A 17,683-nucleotide genomic window follows, 5' to 3' on the forward strand; every position below is an offset into this window, starting at 1 on the left:
GAGAGGAGCAGCCCCATGGCGGACCTCGATTGTGTGATCGTCGGCTACAACGACGGTGACTTCGACGACTACCGGGTGATGTGCGAACGGGCCGGCGCGCAGTCGCCCGAGATGCAGATCTTCCGCAAGGAGCACCTCGTCGTCGACGACCGCGCGATGCCGTTGATGGAGGTCATCAACACCGTCCGCAACCGGACCACCGGGCGGTCGGACCGCTATCACGTCGGGGAGGTGTTCAACCTCGCCGGCCTCTACCTGACCAACTATCTGCGCCGGCGGGGCGTGAGCGCGGAGCCGATCTCGCTGTTCAGCGCCGAGGCCGGCCACCTGGTCGACCTGCTCGAGCGCCGGCCGGCCGTGGTCGCGGTGACGACGACCTTCTACGTCAACATCGTGCCGGTCATCCCGGTCGTCGAGCTGATCCGCAAGCACGCCCCCGGCACGCACGTCGTCGTCGGCGGCCCGCTCGTCGACAACCTGTGCCGGGCCGGCATCAGCGACGAGGTCTCCGACCACCTGTGGGCGATGGGCGCCGACACGTACGTGGTGGAGTCCCAGGGTGAGCGGACCCTGCACGAACTCTGCGTGGCCGTCAAGGAGGGCCGCGACCTCGACTCGGTCGGCAACCTCGTCCACGCCGGCAGCGGCGAGTGGCGGATGACCCGCCGGGCGCCGGAGGCCAACGACCTCGACGACTGCTGGATCGACTGGTCGCAGTTCCGGGACGACCAGCTCGGCGCCACCTGCCAAACCCGTACGGCCCGCAGTTGCGCGTTCAAGTGCAGCTTCTGCGACTACCCGTCCCGCGCCGGTGCGCTGACCCTGGCCTCGGTCGACACGGTGCGCCGCGAGATGCGGCTGCTGGCCGAGCGCGGTGTGCGGAACGTCGTCTTCGTCGACGACACGTTCAACGTGCCGCCGAAGCGGTTCAAGGAGTTCTGCCGGATGATGATCGAGGAGGACCTGGGCCTGAGCTGGTACTCCTACTTCCGCTGCTCCAACGCCCGCGACACCGAGACGTTCGACCTCGCGGCGCGCAGCGGCTGCAAGGGTGTCTTCCTCGGCATCGAGTCCGGTGACGACGACGTGCTGTCCAACATGAACAAGCTCGCGCAGGACGCCCAGTATCGCACCGGGATCCGCGAACTCAACGCGCGCGGGGTCACCACCTTCGCCTCGATCATCGTCGGGTTCCCCGGCGAGAACGAGCGTAGCGTGCAGAACACCGTCGACTTCCTCAACGAGACGAAGCCGGCGTTCTGGCGCGCCCAGGCATGGTGGGCCAACCCGAAGTCGCCGGTGTTCAAGCAGCAGGAGATCCACGGCATCGAGGGCCGCGGCTATCAGTGGAAGCACCGCACGATGACCTCGGAGGAGGCTGCCGGACATTGCGACGCGATGTTCGAGCGGGTGACCGAGCCGGTGTGGCTGCCGCTGTACGACTTCGACTTCTGGTCGCTGCCCTATCTCGACGGCAAGAACGTCGGCGTCGACGACCTCACCGCCGTCCTGCGCACGGCGCAGCGGCTGATGAGCGAGCGCGACCACCGCAACGCCTCCCCGCAGACGTTGGGCAAGACGTTCGGCGAGCTGGAACGGCAGATCACCGCGCTGTCCCCGACGCCGGCGAAGTTCACCGTGGACTGAGTCGGCTCCGACCACGCCGGCCTCCACCGCGCCCCGCTCTGGTTAGACCAGATGGTTCATCTGGAGAGACCATTGACGGCCGTGGTACGTACCAATACGCTCCATCCATGACGGCCCCCGCTGACCCGCCAGGCAACCCGTCGCCCCTGTACGCCCAGATGGAGGAGGAGGTTCGCGACCGGATCGAGTCAGGCATATGGAGCCCGGGAACGACGCTCCCGTCAGAGCGTGATCTCTGTGAAGAGTTCGGCCTCAGCCGCGCCACGACCCGGATGGCGCTGGCTCGTCTGGAGCGGGCGGGTCTCGTGCGGCGCATCCCGCGGCGCGGCACGATCGTGCTCGAGAAGAAGGCCAGCCTGAAGGCGCTTTCGCTGCAAGGCTTCACCGCACAGGTGCTGGAGGCGGGATCCTCGCCCACCAGCAAGCTGCTGCACTTCCAGACCGTCGTGCCGACACCCGCCGTGGCCGACCAGTTGGGCATCCCGTCCGACCGGCTCGTCTACAGCCTGGAGCGGCTTCGACGAGTCGACGGCGTCCCGGTGGGCCTGCACCGCAGCTACCTGCCCATCGAGCTGGCCCCCGGGCTGGAGGAGCAGGATCTCGCGTCGAATTCGCTCTACACCGTGCTGTCCCGCAGGTACGGCATCGAGATTTCCGGCGCCCGCGAAACGCTCCAGTCCAGTCTCGCCACCAACTATGAATCCGCGTTGCTCGACGTGCCCGCCGGCGCACCGATGCTGCAGCTTTCGATCGTTCTCAGCGCGGCTGACGGGAGTCCCGTCGAGTTGGTTCGGGTGGCCCTGCGTGGTGACCGCGTGACCCTCACCTCGCAAATCTGAACAGTTCCAACACCCCTCCACCCCGTCATCAACTGCGCATGATCAGCCCCACCGGCGCGGTGGTGCTGCTGGCTGTCTCATAGAGAGGCACAGTTATGGGAACGGACCAGGTTCGTCAGATCGTCGAGGCGCTCGGTACCGGCACGATGAACGTCATCGGGGCCGTCGTTTTCGTCTTGGCGACGATCGTCTTCGTCATGGAGCTGGCCGGATACCGGCCCTACCTCAGGCGGCCGTTCGTCCGCCGCCACACGACCCGGTGGGACGCCATGGCACTGGTCAAGGTGGCGATCACCGCGGCGCTCTTCGGCGCCGGCTTGGCGATCTTCGCCGGCGTCGTGTTCGTGCCCGGAGTCGCGTACCTCCGGCCGGCCCAGGCCTTCACCACCGTGTTCGGCATCCTGTTCGGCTTGCCGGGTGCGTTGGGTGCCGGGCTCGGCAACTTCATCGGCGACATCTTCGCCGGAACCTTGACCCTCGGCTCCATCGCGGGCTTCATCGGCAACTTCATGTCCGCGTACGTGCCCTATCGGATCGTCCACGCCGCCCGCCAGGCCGATCTCTCCGCAGCCCGCGACTTCGTACGCTATGTGTGGGCGGTCATCGCGGGCGCCTTCGTCATCGCCTTCTACATTCCCTGGTGGCTCGCGGTGCTCGGCATCATCCCCAGTGAAGTCGCCTGGACCGCGGTCTTCGGCAACATCTGGCTCAACGGCCTGGTCACGCCGTTGATCCTCGGCACGATCCTGCTGCGCGTGCTGTTTCCCTACGTTCAGCGCTGGAACATGTACTGGGCGGACTCCGAGCGTGCGGATCCCGCGCTGCGCAGTGACGGCCGTGCTCGGCGCGGCGCCGGCGACACCCGGCCGGTGGCCACCGGGGAGGAAGCCTGATGCCGCTGCTCGAAATGTCGGACGTGACGTTCACCTACCGTGGCGCCCCGGAACCTTCGCTGCGTAACGTCACCCTGAACATCGAGATCGGCGACGTCGTCGGTCTTGCCGGCGCCAGCGGTGCCGGCAAGACCACCCTGTGCCTGACGATGGCCGGCCTCGTCCCCCACAGCACCGGCGGCGATCTCGACGGGACCGTCCGCCTCGGTGGACGAGACACCGAAGCCGGACACCTCGGTGACTACCTGTGCCCGGTCGACAGCGACCGTGCCCTGGTCGCCATGACGTTCCAGGATCCCGAGTCGCAGGTGATCGGCATGTCGGTGGAAGAGGATCTCGCCTTCGGCATGGAGAATCTCGGCCTGTCACGCGACGTGATGCGGGAGCGTCTCGATTGGGTCCTGGACTTCGTCGGGCTCGCCGACCTGCGCAGAACATTTCCCTTCGCCCTCTCCGGCGGGCAGAAGCAACGCGTGGCGATCGCGGCGGCCCTGGTCATGCAGCCACGACTGCTCATCCTCGACGAGCCCACCTCGGAGCTGGATCCACAGAGCCGGGCCGAGATATACGACCTCATCCACCAGATGTCCCAGCGCCTGGAGCTCGCCGTGGTGGTTGTCGACCATTCGCTGGAGGACCTGGCCACCACCGCCAACCGCCTGCTCGTCCTCGACCGCGGTGCGCTGGTCTGCCAAGGCGGCCCGGATGAGGTGCTGCGGCAGATACCGCTGCTCCAGCAGGTCGGCATCCGGCCGCCGGACGTCGCCGTGATCGGCGCCGCCTGCATCGAGGCGGGCCTGGTCGAACCGGCGGTCGGCACCTTGAGCGACGAGACTCGACTGGTGGACGCCTTGAGGACCCTTCCATGACCGTGATCCTGCGAACCTCGGGGCTCGTGCACCGCTACCCCGACGGTCGAGAAGCCCTCTCCGGGGTCGACGTCGAGATCCACCAGGGCGAGTTCGTCGCCATCGTGGGCCAGAACGGTTCCGGCAAGACCACCCTGGCCAAGCACTTCAACGGACTGCTACGGGCCACGGCCGGCACGGTCGAGGTCGCCGGCGAACTGGTGCGGCGGCAGAGCACAGTGGAGCTCGCCAGGGTGATCGGCTACTGCTACCAGAACCCTGACCACCAGATCTTCGCCCCGACCGTCCGCGACGAGGTGCGGTTCGGACCCGCTCACCTCGGTCTCGACGAGACCGAGATCGATCGCCGGACCGAGCAGATCCTCGCTCTCGTCGACCTGCTGGATCGCCAGGACGAGTACCCGTTCAACCTGGGCCGGGGAGAACGGCAGAAGTTGGCGGTGGCCTCGGTGCTCGCCATCGAGCCCTCCGTGCTGATCGTCGACGAGCCCACCACGGGTCTCGACTGGCGCGGCGGCGAGGCCATGATGGGCCTGGTCGACGAGCTCAACAGACGAAGCACCACGGTCATCGTGATCACCCACGACATGAACCTGGTGGCGGAGCACGCCCGCCGCGTCGTCGTGATGGCGGGCGGGCGCAAGGTCGGCGACGGCACCCCACAGGACGTCTTCGCGCAGGAGGAGGTGATGCGGCTGGCGCACCTGCGCCCGCCCCAGGCCTTCCGCATCTCCCAGGCCCTTCCACGGTTGTTCGCCTCGCCGACCATGTCCGCCCGCGAGGCGACCGGCCACCTTCCCGCGCGCATGCCGGGCCAACTCGGGAAACGGTAGGGGCACATGCAGTCGTTTCAACTGTACGAGCCGGGCAGCAGCTTCCTCTATCGCATGGATCCGCGGGTCAAACTCATCGCGGTCGCCGCGGTCTTCACGGTCAGCGTCCTGTTCCAGGACGCGAGATACCTGGCCCCCGTGTTCGTGTTCCTCCTCGGGGTGGCGGTGGCCGGCCGGGTCCCGCTCCGGAGGGTCGCCCTGCTGCTCAAGTCCCTCGCCGTCCTGGTAGCCATCTCGATGGTGATGTGGCCCCTGATCTATCGCCAGGGCGAGGTCGTCTTCGAGGTCGTCGGACTCGGGGTGACCGACGCGGGCCTCCGCTACGGCATGGGCATGTCGTTTCGCATCCTCGACATGGTCATCGCGCCGATCATCCTCTTCTTGACAACGCCGCAGTCCGACTTCGTCGCGGGACTCCGTCGGCTCGGACTGCCGTACCGCGCGGCCTTCGCCCTGGCCATGGCGTTCCGCTTCCTGCCAACTGTGGCGGGCGTGGGACAGACCATCGTCGAGGCCCAGCGCGCCCGCGGCATGGACCCCTCCGCCGGAGGCGTGCGGCAACGGATCCGCAACCACAGCCGAATCCTGGGTCCACTGGTCATCACCTCGCTGCGGATCGCTCAGCAGACGATCCTCGCCGTCGAGGCACGTGCCTTCAGCATCGGCCGGCCCAGGACCACGTTCAAGTCGCTGACGTTCCGCCCGGTGGACACCTTCGCTGTCGTCTTCCTCGTCGCAGTGGTGGTGGCCGCCGCGGCGCTTCGCTTGCAGGGGCGGGGAGTCCTGTGATCACCGTGGGATGCGTCGGCGGCCTGACGCTCGACTGGGTGCGTTCCACTGCTGGAACCAGTGGCCCCTTCGTCGGTGGGAACGCGCTCTACAGCGCGGTCGGGGCGTGGCTGACGGGGGCGCGGCCCTCGATCTGCGCGGTGGTCGGCGCTGACTTCCCGGCCGACGTACTCGGCCGGCTGGCCGATCACGGGTTCGACATCAGCGCGGTGCGCCAGGTTCCCGGCCCCTCGTTCCAGGTACTCCTCGACGATTCCGGACCACGGCGTCAGGTCTCCTACCTCCCGTCGTCCGGCCACAACGACACGCTGGACCCCGAGGTGGGGCAGTTGCGGGACGACTGGAACGCGGCCCATCTCGCCGCGATCCCGACGTCGAGCCAGGAGCGCCTCGCCGCCGGGCTGACGCGGCGAAGGATTCCGTACACCCTGGACACCATCGTGATCCCGGGCGAGATCGAGCCGGATGTCGACGCTCTGCTCGCCCTGGCGAGCCGCAGCGGCTGCTTCCTGCCCAGCCGGGAGGAGCTCGACCACCTGTGGCCGGATACGACGCCGAAGGACCAGGTGCTGCGGCTCGTGGCCGCGACCGGAACGCCGGCAGTGGTGACCTGCGGCGCTCTCGGATCCATCGGCTTCGACGGTCACCGGCTGGTCCACGTGCCGGCCTACCAGGGGACCGTCGTCGACACCACGGGAGCCGGTGACGCCTACAGCGGTGCCTACGCTGCCGCCCTCGCCCGTGGCGCGGACCTCGCCGAGGGGATGGCCGCCGCCGCCGCTGCCGCGTCGCTCGTCATCGAAGTGCACGGTGCGGATCAACTTCTCACCCCTGACCGCCAACAGACGGCCCGTCGTCGAGCAGAGTGTCTTCGCCAGATCACCACGGAGGAGAAGCCCTATGTCGTTGAACGCTGACAGCGTCGCTCACAGCCAGGAAGCCATACTGCGCCGGATGCGCGAAGAGATCACCGCCATCTGCGAGCGGGCACCCCAGGTGTGGGAGGAGTGCCTGCGTCACGCCGCCCGGAGCGCGATGACGCCGACCACCACCGTCCTGGCCGGCTGCGGGGACTCCTACTACGCCGGGCTGGCGATGCGGCCGGTGCTGGAGGCGCTCATCGAACATCCCGTCATTAGCTGGCCGGCCATGGACGTCGTGAGCTATCCCAGCCGCATCCTGAACGACGCCGATCTCGTGGCCGTCTCGGTATCAGGCAAGGTGGGCCGAACGATCGACGCCGTCGACCTGCACAACGCCCGAGGCGGGGCGACGTTCGCCGTCACGGCGTACCCTGACAGCGATCTGGCACGCACGGCGGACGCGGCGATCCCGACCGGGGTGCGCGGGACACCCGGACCGGTGCCGGGCACGGCGAACTACGTCGCCTCGCTGCTCGGGCTCCTGGCGTTTGGCGTGGTCCGCGGCGGCGCTCAGCGGCCAGGCGTCGAGGACGCGGTTCCCGCGGTGCTCGCCGAGCTGCCGTCGATCCTCGAACGGGCGACGGACTTCTTCGACGACGTGGTGACCTCGCTGTCCGAGCCGGTCTTCGCGGTCGGCAGTGGCCCCGACTGGGGCACGGCCAACTTCGCCGTGGCGAAGCTTCTGGAGGCGGCGGGCGCGGTCGGTGTTCCGCAGGACCTTGAGGAATGGGCGCACGAGCAGTACTTCGCCACCCGGGACGATCGAACAGTCCTGGTCATCGGACACGAAGAGGTGGCCGCACAGGCGGCACGCCAGGTCATCGACATGGCGACCGCCGTCGGGGGCCGCACGATCGCCATCGGCCAGGACTTCGGCGCTTCGGCGAAACACGCCTTCGACCTACCGGGCACTCCACCGGGTCTCTCGCCACTGGTCACCTGGCTGCCCGTGGCCGTGCTCGCCCTGACCTTCGCACAGCGGCACGGACGGGTGCCCTTCGGAATCGACCGGGCCGGGCGCATGGAGACCGTGGACAAGAACATCTACATCGCTGCCCCGAGCCGGGCATGAAGCACCTCACCGCGACGCGCGCCGGCAAACCCGTCGTTGCCATGATCCACCTGCCTCCGCTACCCGGGGCCGGGAACTACGACGGGCGTGCCGTCGACTCGATGGTGGAGCGGGCGACAAGCGAGGCGCGCCTTCTCCAGCAGTGCGGCTTCTCCTGGTTGCTGCTGCAGAACACCCACGACTACCCGTCACGGGCCACCGTGCCGACCGCGACGCTCGCGGCCATGTCCGCCATAGGCCAGGCCGTCGGCACGGTGTTCTCCGGCACGCTCGGGATCAACGTCCACAAGAACGACGGAGCCGGTGCCCTCGCGGTCGCGCATGCGGTCGGTGCCGCCTTCGTCCGCGTGAAAGTCCTTGTCGGGGCCTGGATCGGCCCGGAAGGGCTGCTGGAGGGCAATGCCGACCAGGTGCGGCGACTCCGGCGGGACCTGGGGTCGGACATCGAGGTCTGGGCCGACCTCGGGGAGCTGACGAGCGTGCCCCTGACCGCCGTACCCCTACAGGTCCAGGCGGACTGGGCAGCCCGGTTCGGATGCGCCGACCGCCTGATCGTCACGGAGGGCGATGTGCGGGGCTCGGCGGACGCGGTCCGGCAGGCACGCGCAGGGACTTCGGCACCGATCTTGATCGGAGGGCGGACGAGCCCCGAAACCGTCGCCGAGGCGCTGTCGGTCTCCGACGGTGTGATCGTCGGTAGCTGCCTGAGGACCGGCGGACGCACCACCGGCGATCTGGACGAGGCGCAAGCGCTCAAGTACCTGGCGGGCGCGCGGTCCGCCGTCCCTCGTTGACGCCCTGACGCCCTCGCACTCATCCCGTCGATCTTGCAGTTGTGGTGCCGAGACACTCCCGGAATGCCCGGCTTTGGTAGGCACCACAACTGCAAGATCGACGCGCGAGTTGCCTGGCGGGGTCACCGGTCGGGCCGGTGGTTCACCGACGGGTGAGCAGGCGGCCGATCTCGGGGGACGGGGCGATGCCCAGCTCCCGGTCGAGCAGGGTGGTCAGGTCGTAGTACGCGCGGACCGCCGCGGCACGGTTGCCGGCGGCCAGGTGGGCCGCGATCAGGCTGCGGTGCGCGCTCTCGCGCAGCGGCTCGTCCTGGATCGCGGCGAGCGCCACGTCGACCGCCTCGCTGTACCGGCCGGCCGTGGCCAGCCGCGCCGCCAGCAGCTCCAGGACGTGCAGTCGCAGCATCCGCCATCGGCCGCGCCAGCCGGCCACCCACTCGTCCGGCCAGTCCGGCAGCAGGTCCATCGTCAGCCAGTCCGGCAGCGGCGAGTGCCGGTCGAGGACCGGTTCGCCGGCCTGCATCCGGCGGACCGCGGCGAACGACTCCAGGACGTCCACCCGGATCCCGGCCTCCAGCGTCAGGTCGGTGCCCGTCACGTCCAAGACCCCGTCACTGACCCGGCGCAGCCGCCACAGCGCGGTGCGCAGGCAGCCGGTCGACCGGGACGGCACCGCGTCCGGCCACAGGGCGCCGGCGACGCGGGCGCGGGAGATCCGGCGGTTGCCGAGGGCGACAAAGGCGAGCAGCCGCTCGACCGCGACCGGGACGGGCAACCGGACCCCGTCACGGCGCAACGCGAATGATGACAGCAACTCCAGCCGCAGTTCAGCCCCCATGGAGCCACCCTGGCGCAGCCGCCGCGCCGGCGGTGTCGGGGTTCCGACCCAGTCGGGGGTATCAATGCGTGCTGTCGGCAACCGGACGATCTGCCCCACGGTGACTGCGCGGTGACGCCGCGGTGACGGTCGGCGCGCAGTGTGGTGCGCGTGCCGTCGGCGTGCCCAGGGCCCGCTGAGCTGCACGGAGCAGGCTGGAGGGAAGCCGATGCCGGTCCGGACCACATACCCAGGCGTGTACGTCCAGGAGGTGCCGTCAGGCGCCCGCACCATCGTCGGTGTCTCGACGTCCGTCACCGCGTTCGTCGGCGCGACCCGGCAGGGGCCGGTGAACCAGCCGACGAAGGTGCGCTCGATGGCCGAGTACGTGCGCACGTTCGGCCCCCTGTGGGACGCGGCGCACCCCGTCGGGCACGCCGTCAACCTGTTCTTCGCCAACGGCGGCGTCGAGGCGATCGTCGTGCGGGCCACCGGCGCCGGCGCGGCCGAGGCGACCGCCACGCTGCGCAACGCCACCCCGGCCGACGTCCTCGTCCTCTCCGCGAACGGGTCCGGCGCGTGGGCCAACCGGATCGGCAGCGTCGGCCTGGAGGCCGCCGTCGACCACGCCGGCACGGCGAACCCGGCCGACCTGTTCACCCTCGTGCTGCGCCAGCGGGCGGCGGACAGCGGCCCCGGCGGCTCGGTCGTCACCGCCGAGGAGACGTTCGCGAACCTCTCGATGGCGCCGAAGCATCCGCGGTACGTCGGCAAGGTGCTGCCCGCCTCGAAGCTGGCCCGGCTGACCGGCCCGGCGACCCCGGTCGCGGGCACCAGCCAGGCCACCTCGACCGGCAAGAACGCGCTGCCGGCCCAGGTGAGCCTCGGCGCGGACAACGGCGTCCTGCGCGTCGCCGTCGACCACGGGCCGGTCACCGACCTCACGATCGCGTCCGGCGCCGCCGCCGACGTCAGCCGGAACGCGGTCGTCACCGCGATCAACACCGCCGCGTCGGCCGCCGCGCTGCCGGTCACCGCGAGTCTGAACGGCAGCAACGTCCTGGTGCTCACCACGACCGGCACGGCCGGTGCCAACCGCTCGGTCGTGGTGCACACCGCGCCGTCCGGCGACGCGTCGGCGACGCTGACCCTGGGCCTCGCCGCCGGCGGCACCGAGGTCTCCGGCGCCGCCGGGCTGCGCCCGGTCCCGACAGCCGCGGGCGCCGAGCGGGGCTTCGGCGGCGGTACCGACGCCGACCCGGTCGCCGCCGACCTCGTCCCCGCCGGCGGCACCGGCGGCATCTACGCGCTCGGCGCGCTGGATCTCCCCCGGTTCAACCTGCTGTGCCTGCCGAGCCTGCCGGCGACCGACCCGGGCGACGCGTCCACGGCCGCCAACAGCGCCGCGCTGTCCACCGCCCTCGCGTACTGCCAGCGGGAACGGGCGTTCCTCATCGTCGACACCACCGACACCTGGCCGGTCGCGAACGCCAACGTCGGCCCGCTGGCCGCGCTCGGCGAGCACGGCGCGATCTACTACCCGCGGGTCACGATCGTCGAGCAGCCGCCTGGCGGGCTGCCGGTCACCGTCAGCCTGCCCGCCTCGGGCGCCGTCGCCGGCGTGCTGGCCCGCACCGACGCGGCCCGCGGCGTGTGGAAGGCCCCGGCCGGCCTGGACGCCGGGATCGCCGGCATCGCCGGGCTGTCGAAGCCGACCGACGACGGGCTCTCCGGCGACCTCAACCCGCGCGGCGTCAACGTGCTGCGGACGTTCCCCGGCGCGGGCAGCGTCGTCTGGGGCGCCCGCACGCTCAAGGGCGCCGACAGCCAGGCGTCCGAGCACAAGTACATCCCGGTCCGCCGGGTCACCGACTACATCGCCGGCTCGCTGTACCTCGGCACGCAGTTCGCCGTGTTCGAGCCGAACGACCCCGACCTGTGGGCCCAGCTACGGCTCGCCGTCGGCACCTTCATGCGCGGGCTGTTCCGGGCCGGCGCGTTCCAGCAGAGCCCGCTCAAGTCCGAGGCGGACAGCTTCTTCGTCGTCTGCGACGAGACCGTGAACCCCCAGTCCGAGATCGACCTCGGCCGGGTCAACGTCGTCGTCGGGTTCGCCCCGCTGAAACCGGCCGAGTTCGTCGTCATCACGATCACCCAGATCTCGAAGCTGGAGGGCTGAGCCATGGCGCAGTTCACCGTGAACGCCACCCGCTACGACCCTTACAAGACGTTCATGTTCCGGGTGAAGTGGGACGGGCAATACGTCGCCGGGCTGTCGAAGATGAGCGCCCTCAAGCGCTCCACCACGCCGGTCGTCCACCGCGACGGCGCCGACCCGTCCCGCGAGCGCAAGTCGCCCGGCGTCACCAAGTACGAGGCCGTCACGCTGGAGCGCGGGGTCACGCACGACACGGCGTTCGAGGCGTGGGCCAACCTCGTGCACTCGGTGGAGAACCCGGTCGCGCTCGCCCGGTTCCGCAAGGATCTCATCGTCGACGTGTTCAACGAGGCCGGCCAGAAGGTCCTGTCGTACACCCTCGAACGCTGCTGGGTCTCGGAGTTCCAGGCGCTGCCGGCGATGGACGCCGCGAACGCCGCCGTCGCGATCGAGTCGATCAAGGTCGAGCTGGAGAGCTGGAAGCGCGACACGTCCGTGACCGAGCCGGCCGAGGCGTGAACCGATGGCCGCGGCGACCCTGCCCGACCGGGCGACCCTGCCCGACCGGGCGACCCTGCCCGACCGGGCGGACCTGCTCGACCGGTCCGACCGGTCCGACCGGTCCGGGTGGTCCGGGTGGTCCGGGCGCGTGCCGCTGGCCGCGCTCGCCGCGGCCCTCGCCGCGCCGACCGAGCTGGAGCAGGCCACGCGGGTGCTGGCAGCGGCCGGACACCCGCCGGCCGGGCTGACCCTCGGCACCGGCGACCGGCTGCTGCTCGGCGTGCACCGGGCGCTGACCGGCCGGGATGTGACGGTCGCCGCGGCCTGCCCCGCCTGCGGGGCGCTCGGCGAGGTCGAACTGGCCGCCGACGCCCTGCCGCCACCGTCCCCGGTCGCGGGGCCACTGCGCCCGCCGACCTACGCGGACCTGGCCGGGCTGCCGCCCGGTGAACGCGGCGCGGCCGAACTCGTCCGCCGCTGCTCGGCGGGTCAGGGAGAGACAGACCTGGGGCACGCGGCCCCGGCCGAACCGACCCCGCCCGAACCGGCCCCGGCCGACTTGGCGGCGGTCGACGACTCCCTGTGCGGGCCGCTGGTCTTCGCCTGCCCCGAATGCGGCGAGCCGGTGCGCTGCCCGGTCGACGCGCAGACGCTCGCGCTGCGCGGGCTGCTGGAGCTTCTGCGCCGGTACGACCGGGAGGTCCACCTGCTGGCCAGCGCCTACCACTGGGATCTGGCGACGATCGAGGCGCTGCCGGACGACCGGCGCGGCCGCCTCGCCCGGCATGTTGAGGCGGAGCGGTGAATCCCCTCGCGGCGCTCGTCGCCCGGGCCCACCGGCCGGCCGCACGGCTCGGCGACGTCAGCGTGGCGGAGTATGGCCTGCCCGAGCCGGTCCCCGCCCTGCCGGCCGCTCCACCGGCCGTGCCGCCCGGCACGCCACCGGAGGCGGAGACCACCGCGCCGCCGGCGGCCGTCATGTCGACAGCGGACACCGGTTCGCCGTCGGCGGGCCTGCCGGACGTGCCCGTCGCGGAGGCCGCGCCCGGCCCGCCCGTCGAGGTCCCGGCGGTGACCACCCCACCGCCCGTGGACCTGGTGCTGCCCCGGCAGCCGCGACCCGGGCCCGTGCTCGGCGAGCCGCTGCCGATCGAGGCGGTCCCGGCCGAGCCGGCCACGGCACGGCCGCTGCCGGCACCGGGCGCCCACCCGGCCGAGCCGGTGATCGCCGAATTCCCCGCCCCGGTCGTGCTGCCGCCCGGGCCGGACGGGCACGAACCACCGGCCCGACCGGCGGCCGCCGAGGCTCCGCCGCGTCCGCTGGCGCGGGCCGAGACACCGGCCGGGACAGAAACCGCGCCGAGAGGGCCGGCCGAGCCGGCCGGGCCACCCGGGCCACCCGGGCCACCCGGGCCACCCGGGCCACCCGGAACGGTCGTCGGGCCGGCGCCGGCGGTGGCGTCGAACCTGACCGATCGGTCGACGCCAGCAGCACCGCCGGAGGCGCCCGCGCCGCAGGCCCCCGCCGTCACGACCGTCCGTATCGAGCAGATCGCCGTCGTCACCCCGCCCGCCCCGGCCGCCGCGCGCGATCCGTTCGGCTCGCTCGGCGCCCGCCGCGCCGGCCGGTCCCGCCACGGCGGTGCCCGATGAGCACGCCGGCCAACGCGATCCAGGTCGCCGACACCGTCCTCAAGCGGCTCGCCGAGGCCGGCATCGCCGACGCCGCCCTGCAGCCCAAGCCCGAGGTGACGATCGGCCCGCTCGACCGGGAGGCCGAGGGTCCGCGCCTCAACTGGTACCTGTACCGGATCTCCCCGCACCCCGGGTTCCGGGCCATGGAGCACCCCGGCACCGGCACCCGGACCGCGCTCGGCAAGCCGCCGCTGGCCCTCGTCCTGCACTACCTGCTGTCGGTGTACCCGGCCAGCCTCACCAGCACCGGCGACCAGGAGCTCGTCGCGCACGTCACCCTCGCCGCGGCGATGCGGCGGCTGCACGAGAGCGCGATCGTCGGGGCCGGGTCGCCGTTCCTGCCGGCCGCCGCGGTCCTCGTCGAACCGCTGCGGATCACCCTGCAGAACCTCGACCTCGAGGCGCTCACGAAGGTGTGGACCGCGGCGGCCCAGCCGCTGCGCCTGTCCGTCGGCTACGAGATCAGCCTGGTCGTCGTCGAGCAGCAGGCCACCCACCGCCCGGGCCCGCCGGTCGGCGCCGCCCGGGCCCTCGTCGGGCCGCTCGGCACCCGCCTGCTCGGCGCCGCACCCGCCCGCCTCGGCGGCGACCAGACCACCACCGTCCGGGTCGTCGGGGCCACCCCGGACACCGCCTACCGGCTCGCGGCCGAGGCCGGCGACCCGCCCGGCGCGCCCGCCGACGGCTGGCCGATGACGGTCGCCGGCCAGGACGCCGACGGAGTCCGGCTCCGGCTGCCCCGCCCCGACCTCGCGCCCGGCGTACGCCGGCTGGACGCGATCACCACCGTGGAAGGGATCCCGGCCGGGCGGGACAGCATCGGCCTGACCGTCGTGCCGATCGTGCTGTCGATCGCCGGCACCGCCACCGCCGGCGCGAGCGTCACCGCGACGACCGCGCACTGCGCCGCCGACACCGAGGTCTTCCTCGACGGGCGGCCGGTCACCCCCGGCGCGGTCGCGGCGACATCGGTGACGTTCACCGTGCCCGCCGCGACGGCGGCCGGGCCGCACACGCTGACCCTGCGCTCCCGGCGGGTCGCCGGGCCGGCGTTCCCGTTCGTGGTGGCGCCGTGACCCTCGACCTGACGGCCCCGCCGACCGCGCCCACGACCGACGCCGGCCTCGACTGCGCGCTCGCCGCCTGGCGGCTCGCGACCGGGACGTACCTGCGGCGACTGCGCGGGGCATGGCGCACCGCGCACACCGAGGACGCCGACGTGACCCGGCTGATCGCCGGGATCGACCCGCCCGGCCCGCCCGACCCGGAAGACGCCGAGGCGTTCCGCGGCCTGGCCCGCGCCGCCGGCACCACCGGCCGGCTCGGCCTGGTCGCCGCCGCGCTCGGGCTCGATGACGCCGCCGTGCTCACCGTCGCCGCCGCCTGGTGGGCCGACGCCGACCCGCAGTTCGGGGTCGCCCTCGGCTGCTGCCACGACGACGGCTCCCGCCGGTATCCGACCGCCGCGCTGGTCCGGCTGCTGCTCGCCGGCCTCGACGTCGCCGCACCGGCCGAACTCGCCGCCGCCGACCCGCTCGTGCACGGCGGCGCCGTGCTGCCGGCGCCCGGGCCGCACGCGCCGCTGCGCCTCACCACGGCCGCCCGGCGGTACCTGTCCGGGGCCGGACCGGCCGGCTGCCCGGACGTGCCCGGCGGTGCGCCGCACACCCTCGACCCCGTGCTGCTCGCCGGGCTCGGCCGCGCCGTGTCCGGGGGCGGCGCCGTGCTGGTGCGGGGCAGCGGCGCGCGGGCCGTCGCGCTCGCCGGGGTGCGGCACGCCGGCCGGACCCCGGTCGAGGACGCCACGGCCGGCGAGTACCGGTTCCTGTCCCGGCTGTGCGCCGCCGTCCCGGTCATCGACGCCGAGGAGGCCGCCACGCTCGGCTGGCACCCCGCCGACGGCCCGCTCGCCGCCTACGGACCCGCCGGCGGGCCGGGCGCCGCCGCCCTCCCGGCGATGCACGTCGTCGACCTGCCGGCCGTGCCGGTCGAGCGGCGGGCCGCCGCCTGGCGGGCCGCGTTCGAGCGGTACGGGCTGCCGGCCGAGGTCGCCGCGGAACTCGCCGCCCGGTTCGCGTTCGACGAGGACGAGATCGCCGACACCATGCACCGCGCGTTCACCCGCGCCCGGGTCGAGGGCCACCCACCCGGCCCCGACGACGTCTGGCACGCCGCCCGGCACCGCCCGGGCCGGGAGCTCACCCGGGTCGCCACCGCGGTCCGCCCGGTCTTCGCCCTCGACGATCTCGTCGTCCCGGCCGAGACGCGCCGGCAGCTCGACGAGCTCGTCAGCCACGTCCGGCTCGCCCACCAGGTCCTGGAACGCTGGGGCTTCACCGCGGTCCTGCCGCGCGGGCGGGGCGTCGTCGCCCTGCTCTACGGCCCGTCCGGCACCGGCAAGACGATGGCCGCCGAAGCGGTCGCGCACGCGCTCGGCCAGGACCTGTACCGCGTCGACCTGTCCGCGGTCGTCTCCAAGTACATCGGTGAGACCGAGAAGAACCTGGCGCTCGCTTTCGACGAGGCCGAACGGGCCGGGGCCGTGCTGCTGTTCGACGAGTGCGACGCGCTGTTCGGCAAGCGCACCGAGCAGCGCGACGCGCACGACCGGTGGGCCAACCTGGAGGTCAACTACCTGCTGCAGCGGGTCGAGACGTTCGCCGGCCTCGCCGTCCTCGCCACCAACAAGCGCACCGCCCTGGACGAGGCGTTCCTGCGCCGGCTGCGGTTCGCGATCCGGTTCGACCCGCCCGACGCGGCGCTGCGCGAACGGCTCTGGCGGCGGGCCTTCCCGCCCGGCGTGCCCCGTGCCGGCGTCGACCCGGCGGCGCTCGCCGACGCGGAACTGGCCGGCGGGCACATCGTGCAGGTGGCGCTGTCGGCCGCGTTCCTCGCCGCCGCGTCCGGCGACCCCGTCGGGCCGGCCCACCTGACCCGCGCGATGCGCCGCGAGTACGAGAAGCTCGGCAAGTCATGGGTGGGGGGTGACGGCCATGGCTGAACCGCCCCGGCACCGGACGCTCACCGTCGCGCCGCTCACCGTCGCGGTCGACGCGGTCCCCGACCCGCACCGGCTGCGGGCCGCCGTCGCCGACGCGCTCGCCGGCCGGCCACTCGGCGCCGGGCCCGAGGCGCAGGTCGGCCGGGCCGTCGCCGCCGCCGTGCGACAGTCCACCACCGACGACGCCGAGGGGAGCGCGTGATGCTGCTCAAGGGGATGCTGCTGTCGTTCTCCGACCCGGTCCTCGGGCTGGTCCCGACGATCGTCTTCTGCCAGTACAACCCGGTCGAGGTGACCCGCACGTTCACCGTCACCAATCCGGGCGGCGGCGGTGCGACCGCCGGCGGCACGGCTGGGGCCCCGGCCCGCACCGCGCCGCTGCCGGCCGGCGAGGAGTACACGCTCAAGCTGGAGTTCGACGCCACCGACGGCCTGGAGACCGGCGGCCCGCTGACCACCGCGCTCGGCATCTCGCCCCGCCTCGCCGCGCTGGAGATGCTCATGCAGCCGGTCGGTAGCTCGCTGCTCGGCGGGCTGGTCGGCGACCTGCTCGGCGCCGGCAAGCCGAAGGGCCACGCGATCCCGGTCGGCCGGCCGCCGCTGGTGTTCTTCGCCTGGGGCCCGGCCCGCATCACGCCCGTGCGGGTCAAGTCGATGGTGATTCGGGAGACCGCGTTCGACGCCCTGCTCAACCCGACCCACGCCACCGTCGACGTCGGGCTGACCGTGCTGCGCACCGCCGACCTGCCCAAGGACGAGAAGCTCGCCCGGCTGGCCGCCGACTACTACCGGGGCGCCCGGGAGGTCAAGTCGGTGCTGCAACTGCCGCAGATGCTGGAACTGGGAGGCTGA

18 protein-coding genes are annotated in these 17,683 nt (G+C 72.5%); 17 read left to right on the forward strand and 1 reads right to left on the reverse strand.

The features are described from left to right. Positions 1-15 precede the first annotated feature (15 nt). From Drose_RS13560 to Drose_RS13600, 9 genes are all read left to right on the forward strand, one after another. Positions 16-1,647: a PhpK family radical SAM P-methyltransferase gene (locus Drose_RS13560; protein ID WP_260728537.1), complete on the forward strand. Its 1,632-nt coding sequence runs from the start codon at positions 16-18 to the stop codon at positions 1,645-1,647. Positions 1,648-1,754: 107 nt separating this feature from the next. Continuing rightward, a complete protein-coding gene (locus Drose_RS13565; RefSeq protein WP_260728538.1) occupies positions 1,755-2,486 on the forward strand; it encodes a GntR family transcriptional regulator in 732 nt (243 codons plus the stop codon). Between the two features lie 95 nt (positions 2,487-2,581). After that, the gene (locus tag Drose_RS13570; RefSeq protein WP_260728539.1) at positions 2,582-3,379 is read left to right on the forward strand and encodes a QueT transporter family protein; all 798 of its coding nucleotides are present in this window, start codon (positions 2,582-2,584) and stop codon (positions 3,377-3,379) included. Beyond that, entirely contained in the window at positions 3,379-4,248 is an 870-nt protein-coding gene (locus Drose_RS13575) for an energy-coupling factor ABC transporter ATP-binding protein (protein WP_260728540.1), read from the forward strand. The genes Drose_RS13570 and Drose_RS13575 overlap by 1 nt, the downstream gene beginning before the upstream one ends. After that, a complete protein-coding gene (locus Drose_RS13580) occupies positions 4,245-5,081 on the forward strand; it encodes an energy-coupling factor ABC transporter ATP-binding protein (protein ID WP_260728541.1) in 837 nt (278 codons plus the stop codon). Before Drose_RS13575 ends, Drose_RS13580 begins: the two co-directional genes overlap by 4 nt. Before the next feature lie 6 nt (positions 5,082-5,087). Beyond that, entirely contained in the window at positions 5,088-5,870 is a 783-nt protein-coding gene (locus Drose_RS13585) for an energy-coupling factor transporter transmembrane component T family protein (protein WP_260728542.1), read from the forward strand. Continuing rightward, complete coding sequence (locus Drose_RS13590) at positions 5,867-6,787, forward strand: carbohydrate kinase family protein (protein WP_260728543.1); 921 nt, start codon at positions 5,867-5,869, stop codon at positions 6,785-6,787. Before Drose_RS13585 ends, Drose_RS13590 begins: the two co-directional genes overlap by 4 nt. Further along, positions 6,771-7,865 carry an SIS domain-containing protein gene (locus tag Drose_RS13595; protein ID WP_260728544.1) on the forward strand — a complete coding sequence of 365 codons (1,095 nt, stop codon included), beginning with the start codon at positions 6,771-6,773 and terminating at the stop codon, positions 7,863-7,865. Before Drose_RS13590 ends, Drose_RS13595 begins: the two co-directional genes overlap by 17 nt. Next, positions 7,862-8,659 (forward strand): BtpA/SgcQ family protein, encoded by a 798-nt coding sequence (locus tag Drose_RS13600; protein WP_260728545.1) that lies wholly within the window; start codon positions 7,862-7,864, stop codon positions 8,657-8,659. The genes Drose_RS13595 and Drose_RS13600 overlap by 4 nt, the downstream gene beginning before the upstream one ends. A gap of 142 nt (positions 8,660-8,801) precedes the next feature. Here the strand turns inward: Drose_RS13600 and Drose_RS13605 are convergent, their stop codons facing one another. Beyond that, positions 8,802-9,497, reverse strand: coding sequence for an AfsR/SARP family transcriptional regulator (locus Drose_RS13605; RefSeq protein WP_260728546.1), 696 nt, complete (start codon positions 9,495-9,497; stop codon positions 8,802-8,804). 235 nt (positions 9,498-9,732) lie between these two features. Between Drose_RS13605 and Drose_RS13610 the strand changes: the two genes are divergently transcribed. From Drose_RS13610 to Drose_RS13645, 8 genes are read left to right on the forward strand one after another with little or no spacing between them, the layout of a single operon-like run. Next, a complete protein-coding gene (locus Drose_RS13610; RefSeq protein ID WP_260728547.1) occupies positions 9,733-11,655 on the forward strand; it encodes a phage tail sheath family protein in 1,923 nt (640 codons plus the stop codon). Between the two features lie 3 nt (positions 11,656-11,658). Then, the gene (locus tag Drose_RS13615; protein ID WP_260728548.1) at positions 11,659-12,153 is read left to right on the forward strand and encodes a phage tail protein; all 495 of its coding nucleotides are present in this window, start codon (positions 11,659-11,661) and stop codon (positions 12,151-12,153) included. A gap of 4 nt (positions 12,154-12,157) precedes the next feature. After that, positions 12,158-12,940 (forward strand): hypothetical protein, encoded by a 783-nt coding sequence (locus Drose_RS13620; protein WP_260729989.1) that lies wholly within the window; start codon positions 12,158-12,160, stop codon positions 12,938-12,940. Beyond that, entirely contained in the window at positions 12,937-13,788 is an 852-nt protein-coding gene (locus Drose_RS13625; protein WP_260728549.1) for a hypothetical protein, read from the forward strand. The genes Drose_RS13620 and Drose_RS13625 overlap by 4 nt, the downstream gene beginning before the upstream one ends. Continuing rightward, a complete protein-coding gene (locus Drose_RS13630; RefSeq protein WP_260728550.1) occupies positions 13,785-14,906 on the forward strand; it encodes a DUF4255 domain-containing protein in 1,122 nt (373 codons plus the stop codon). The genes Drose_RS13625 and Drose_RS13630 overlap by 4 nt, the downstream gene beginning before the upstream one ends. Beyond that, on the forward strand, positions 14,903-16,831 hold the full coding sequence (locus Drose_RS13635; RefSeq protein WP_260728551.1) for an ATP-binding protein: 1,929 nt from the start codon (positions 14,903-14,905) through the stop codon (positions 16,829-16,831). Before Drose_RS13630 ends, Drose_RS13635 begins: the two co-directional genes overlap by 4 nt. Continuing rightward, complete coding sequence (locus Drose_RS13640) at positions 16,824-17,033, forward strand: hypothetical protein (RefSeq protein ID WP_260728552.1); 210 nt, start codon at positions 16,824-16,826, stop codon at positions 17,031-17,033. Before Drose_RS13635 ends, Drose_RS13640 begins: the two co-directional genes overlap by 8 nt. Beyond that, positions 17,033-17,683, forward strand: a complete 651-nt coding sequence (locus tag Drose_RS13645) for a hypothetical protein (protein WP_260728553.1) — start codon at positions 17,033-17,035, stop codon at positions 17,681-17,683. Before Drose_RS13640 ends, Drose_RS13645 begins: the two co-directional genes overlap by 1 nt.

It is taken from the genome of Dactylosporangium roseum (genome assembly GCF_025264685.1).
Lineage (GTDB): Bacteria > Actinomycetota > Actinomycetes > Mycobacteriales > Micromonosporaceae > Dactylosporangium > Dactylosporangium roseum.

Excerpts from the sequence above, each read along its gene's own strand:
- Drose_RS13565 (WP_260728538.1), top strand. The coding sequence starts at position 1,755 with ATGACGGCCCCCGCTGACCCGCCAGGCAACCCGTCGCCCCTGTACGCC.
- Drose_RS13595 (WP_260728544.1), top strand. The coding sequence starts at position 6,771 with ATGTCGTTGAACGCTGACAGCGTCGCTCACAGCCAGGAAGCCATACTG.
- Drose_RS13630 (WP_260728550.1), top strand. The coding sequence starts at position 13,785 with ATGAGCACGCCGGCCAACGCGATCCAGGTCGCCGACACCGTCCTCAAG.
- Drose_RS13605 (WP_260728546.1), bottom strand. The coding sequence starts at position 9,497 with ATGGGGGCTGAACTGCGGCTGGAGTTGCTGTCATCATTCGCGTTGCGC.
- Drose_RS13615 (WP_260728548.1), top strand. The coding sequence starts at position 11,659 with ATGGCGCAGTTCACCGTGAACGCCACCCGCTACGACCCTTACAAGACG.
- Drose_RS13575 (WP_260728540.1), top strand. The coding sequence starts at position 3,379 with ATGCCGCTGCTCGAAATGTCGGACGTGACGTTCACCTACCGTGGCGCC.
- Drose_RS13620 (WP_260729989.1), top strand. The coding sequence starts at position 12,158 with ATGGCCGCGGCGACCCTGCCCGACCGGGCGACCCTGCCCGACCGGGCG.
- Drose_RS13600 (WP_260728545.1), top strand. The coding sequence starts at position 7,862 with ATGAAGCACCTCACCGCGACGCGCGCCGGCAAACCCGTCGTTGCCATG.
- Drose_RS13645 (WP_260728553.1), top strand. The coding sequence starts at position 17,033 with ATGCTGCTCAAGGGGATGCTGCTGTCGTTCTCCGACCCGGTCCTCGGG.
- Drose_RS13585 (WP_260728542.1), top strand. The coding sequence starts at position 5,088 with ATGCAGTCGTTTCAACTGTACGAGCCGGGCAGCAGCTTCCTCTATCGC.
- Drose_RS13560 (WP_260728537.1), top strand. The coding sequence starts at position 16 with ATGGCGGACCTCGATTGTGTGATCGTCGGCTACAACGACGGTGACTTC.
- Drose_RS13580 (WP_260728541.1), top strand. The coding sequence starts at position 4,245 with ATGACCGTGATCCTGCGAACCTCGGGGCTCGTGCACCGCTACCCCGAC.
- Drose_RS13570 (WP_260728539.1), top strand. The coding sequence starts at position 2,582 with ATGGGAACGGACCAGGTTCGTCAGATCGTCGAGGCGCTCGGTACCGGC.
- Drose_RS13640 (WP_260728552.1), top strand. The coding sequence starts at position 16,824 with ATGGCTGAACCGCCCCGGCACCGGACGCTCACCGTCGCGCCGCTCACC.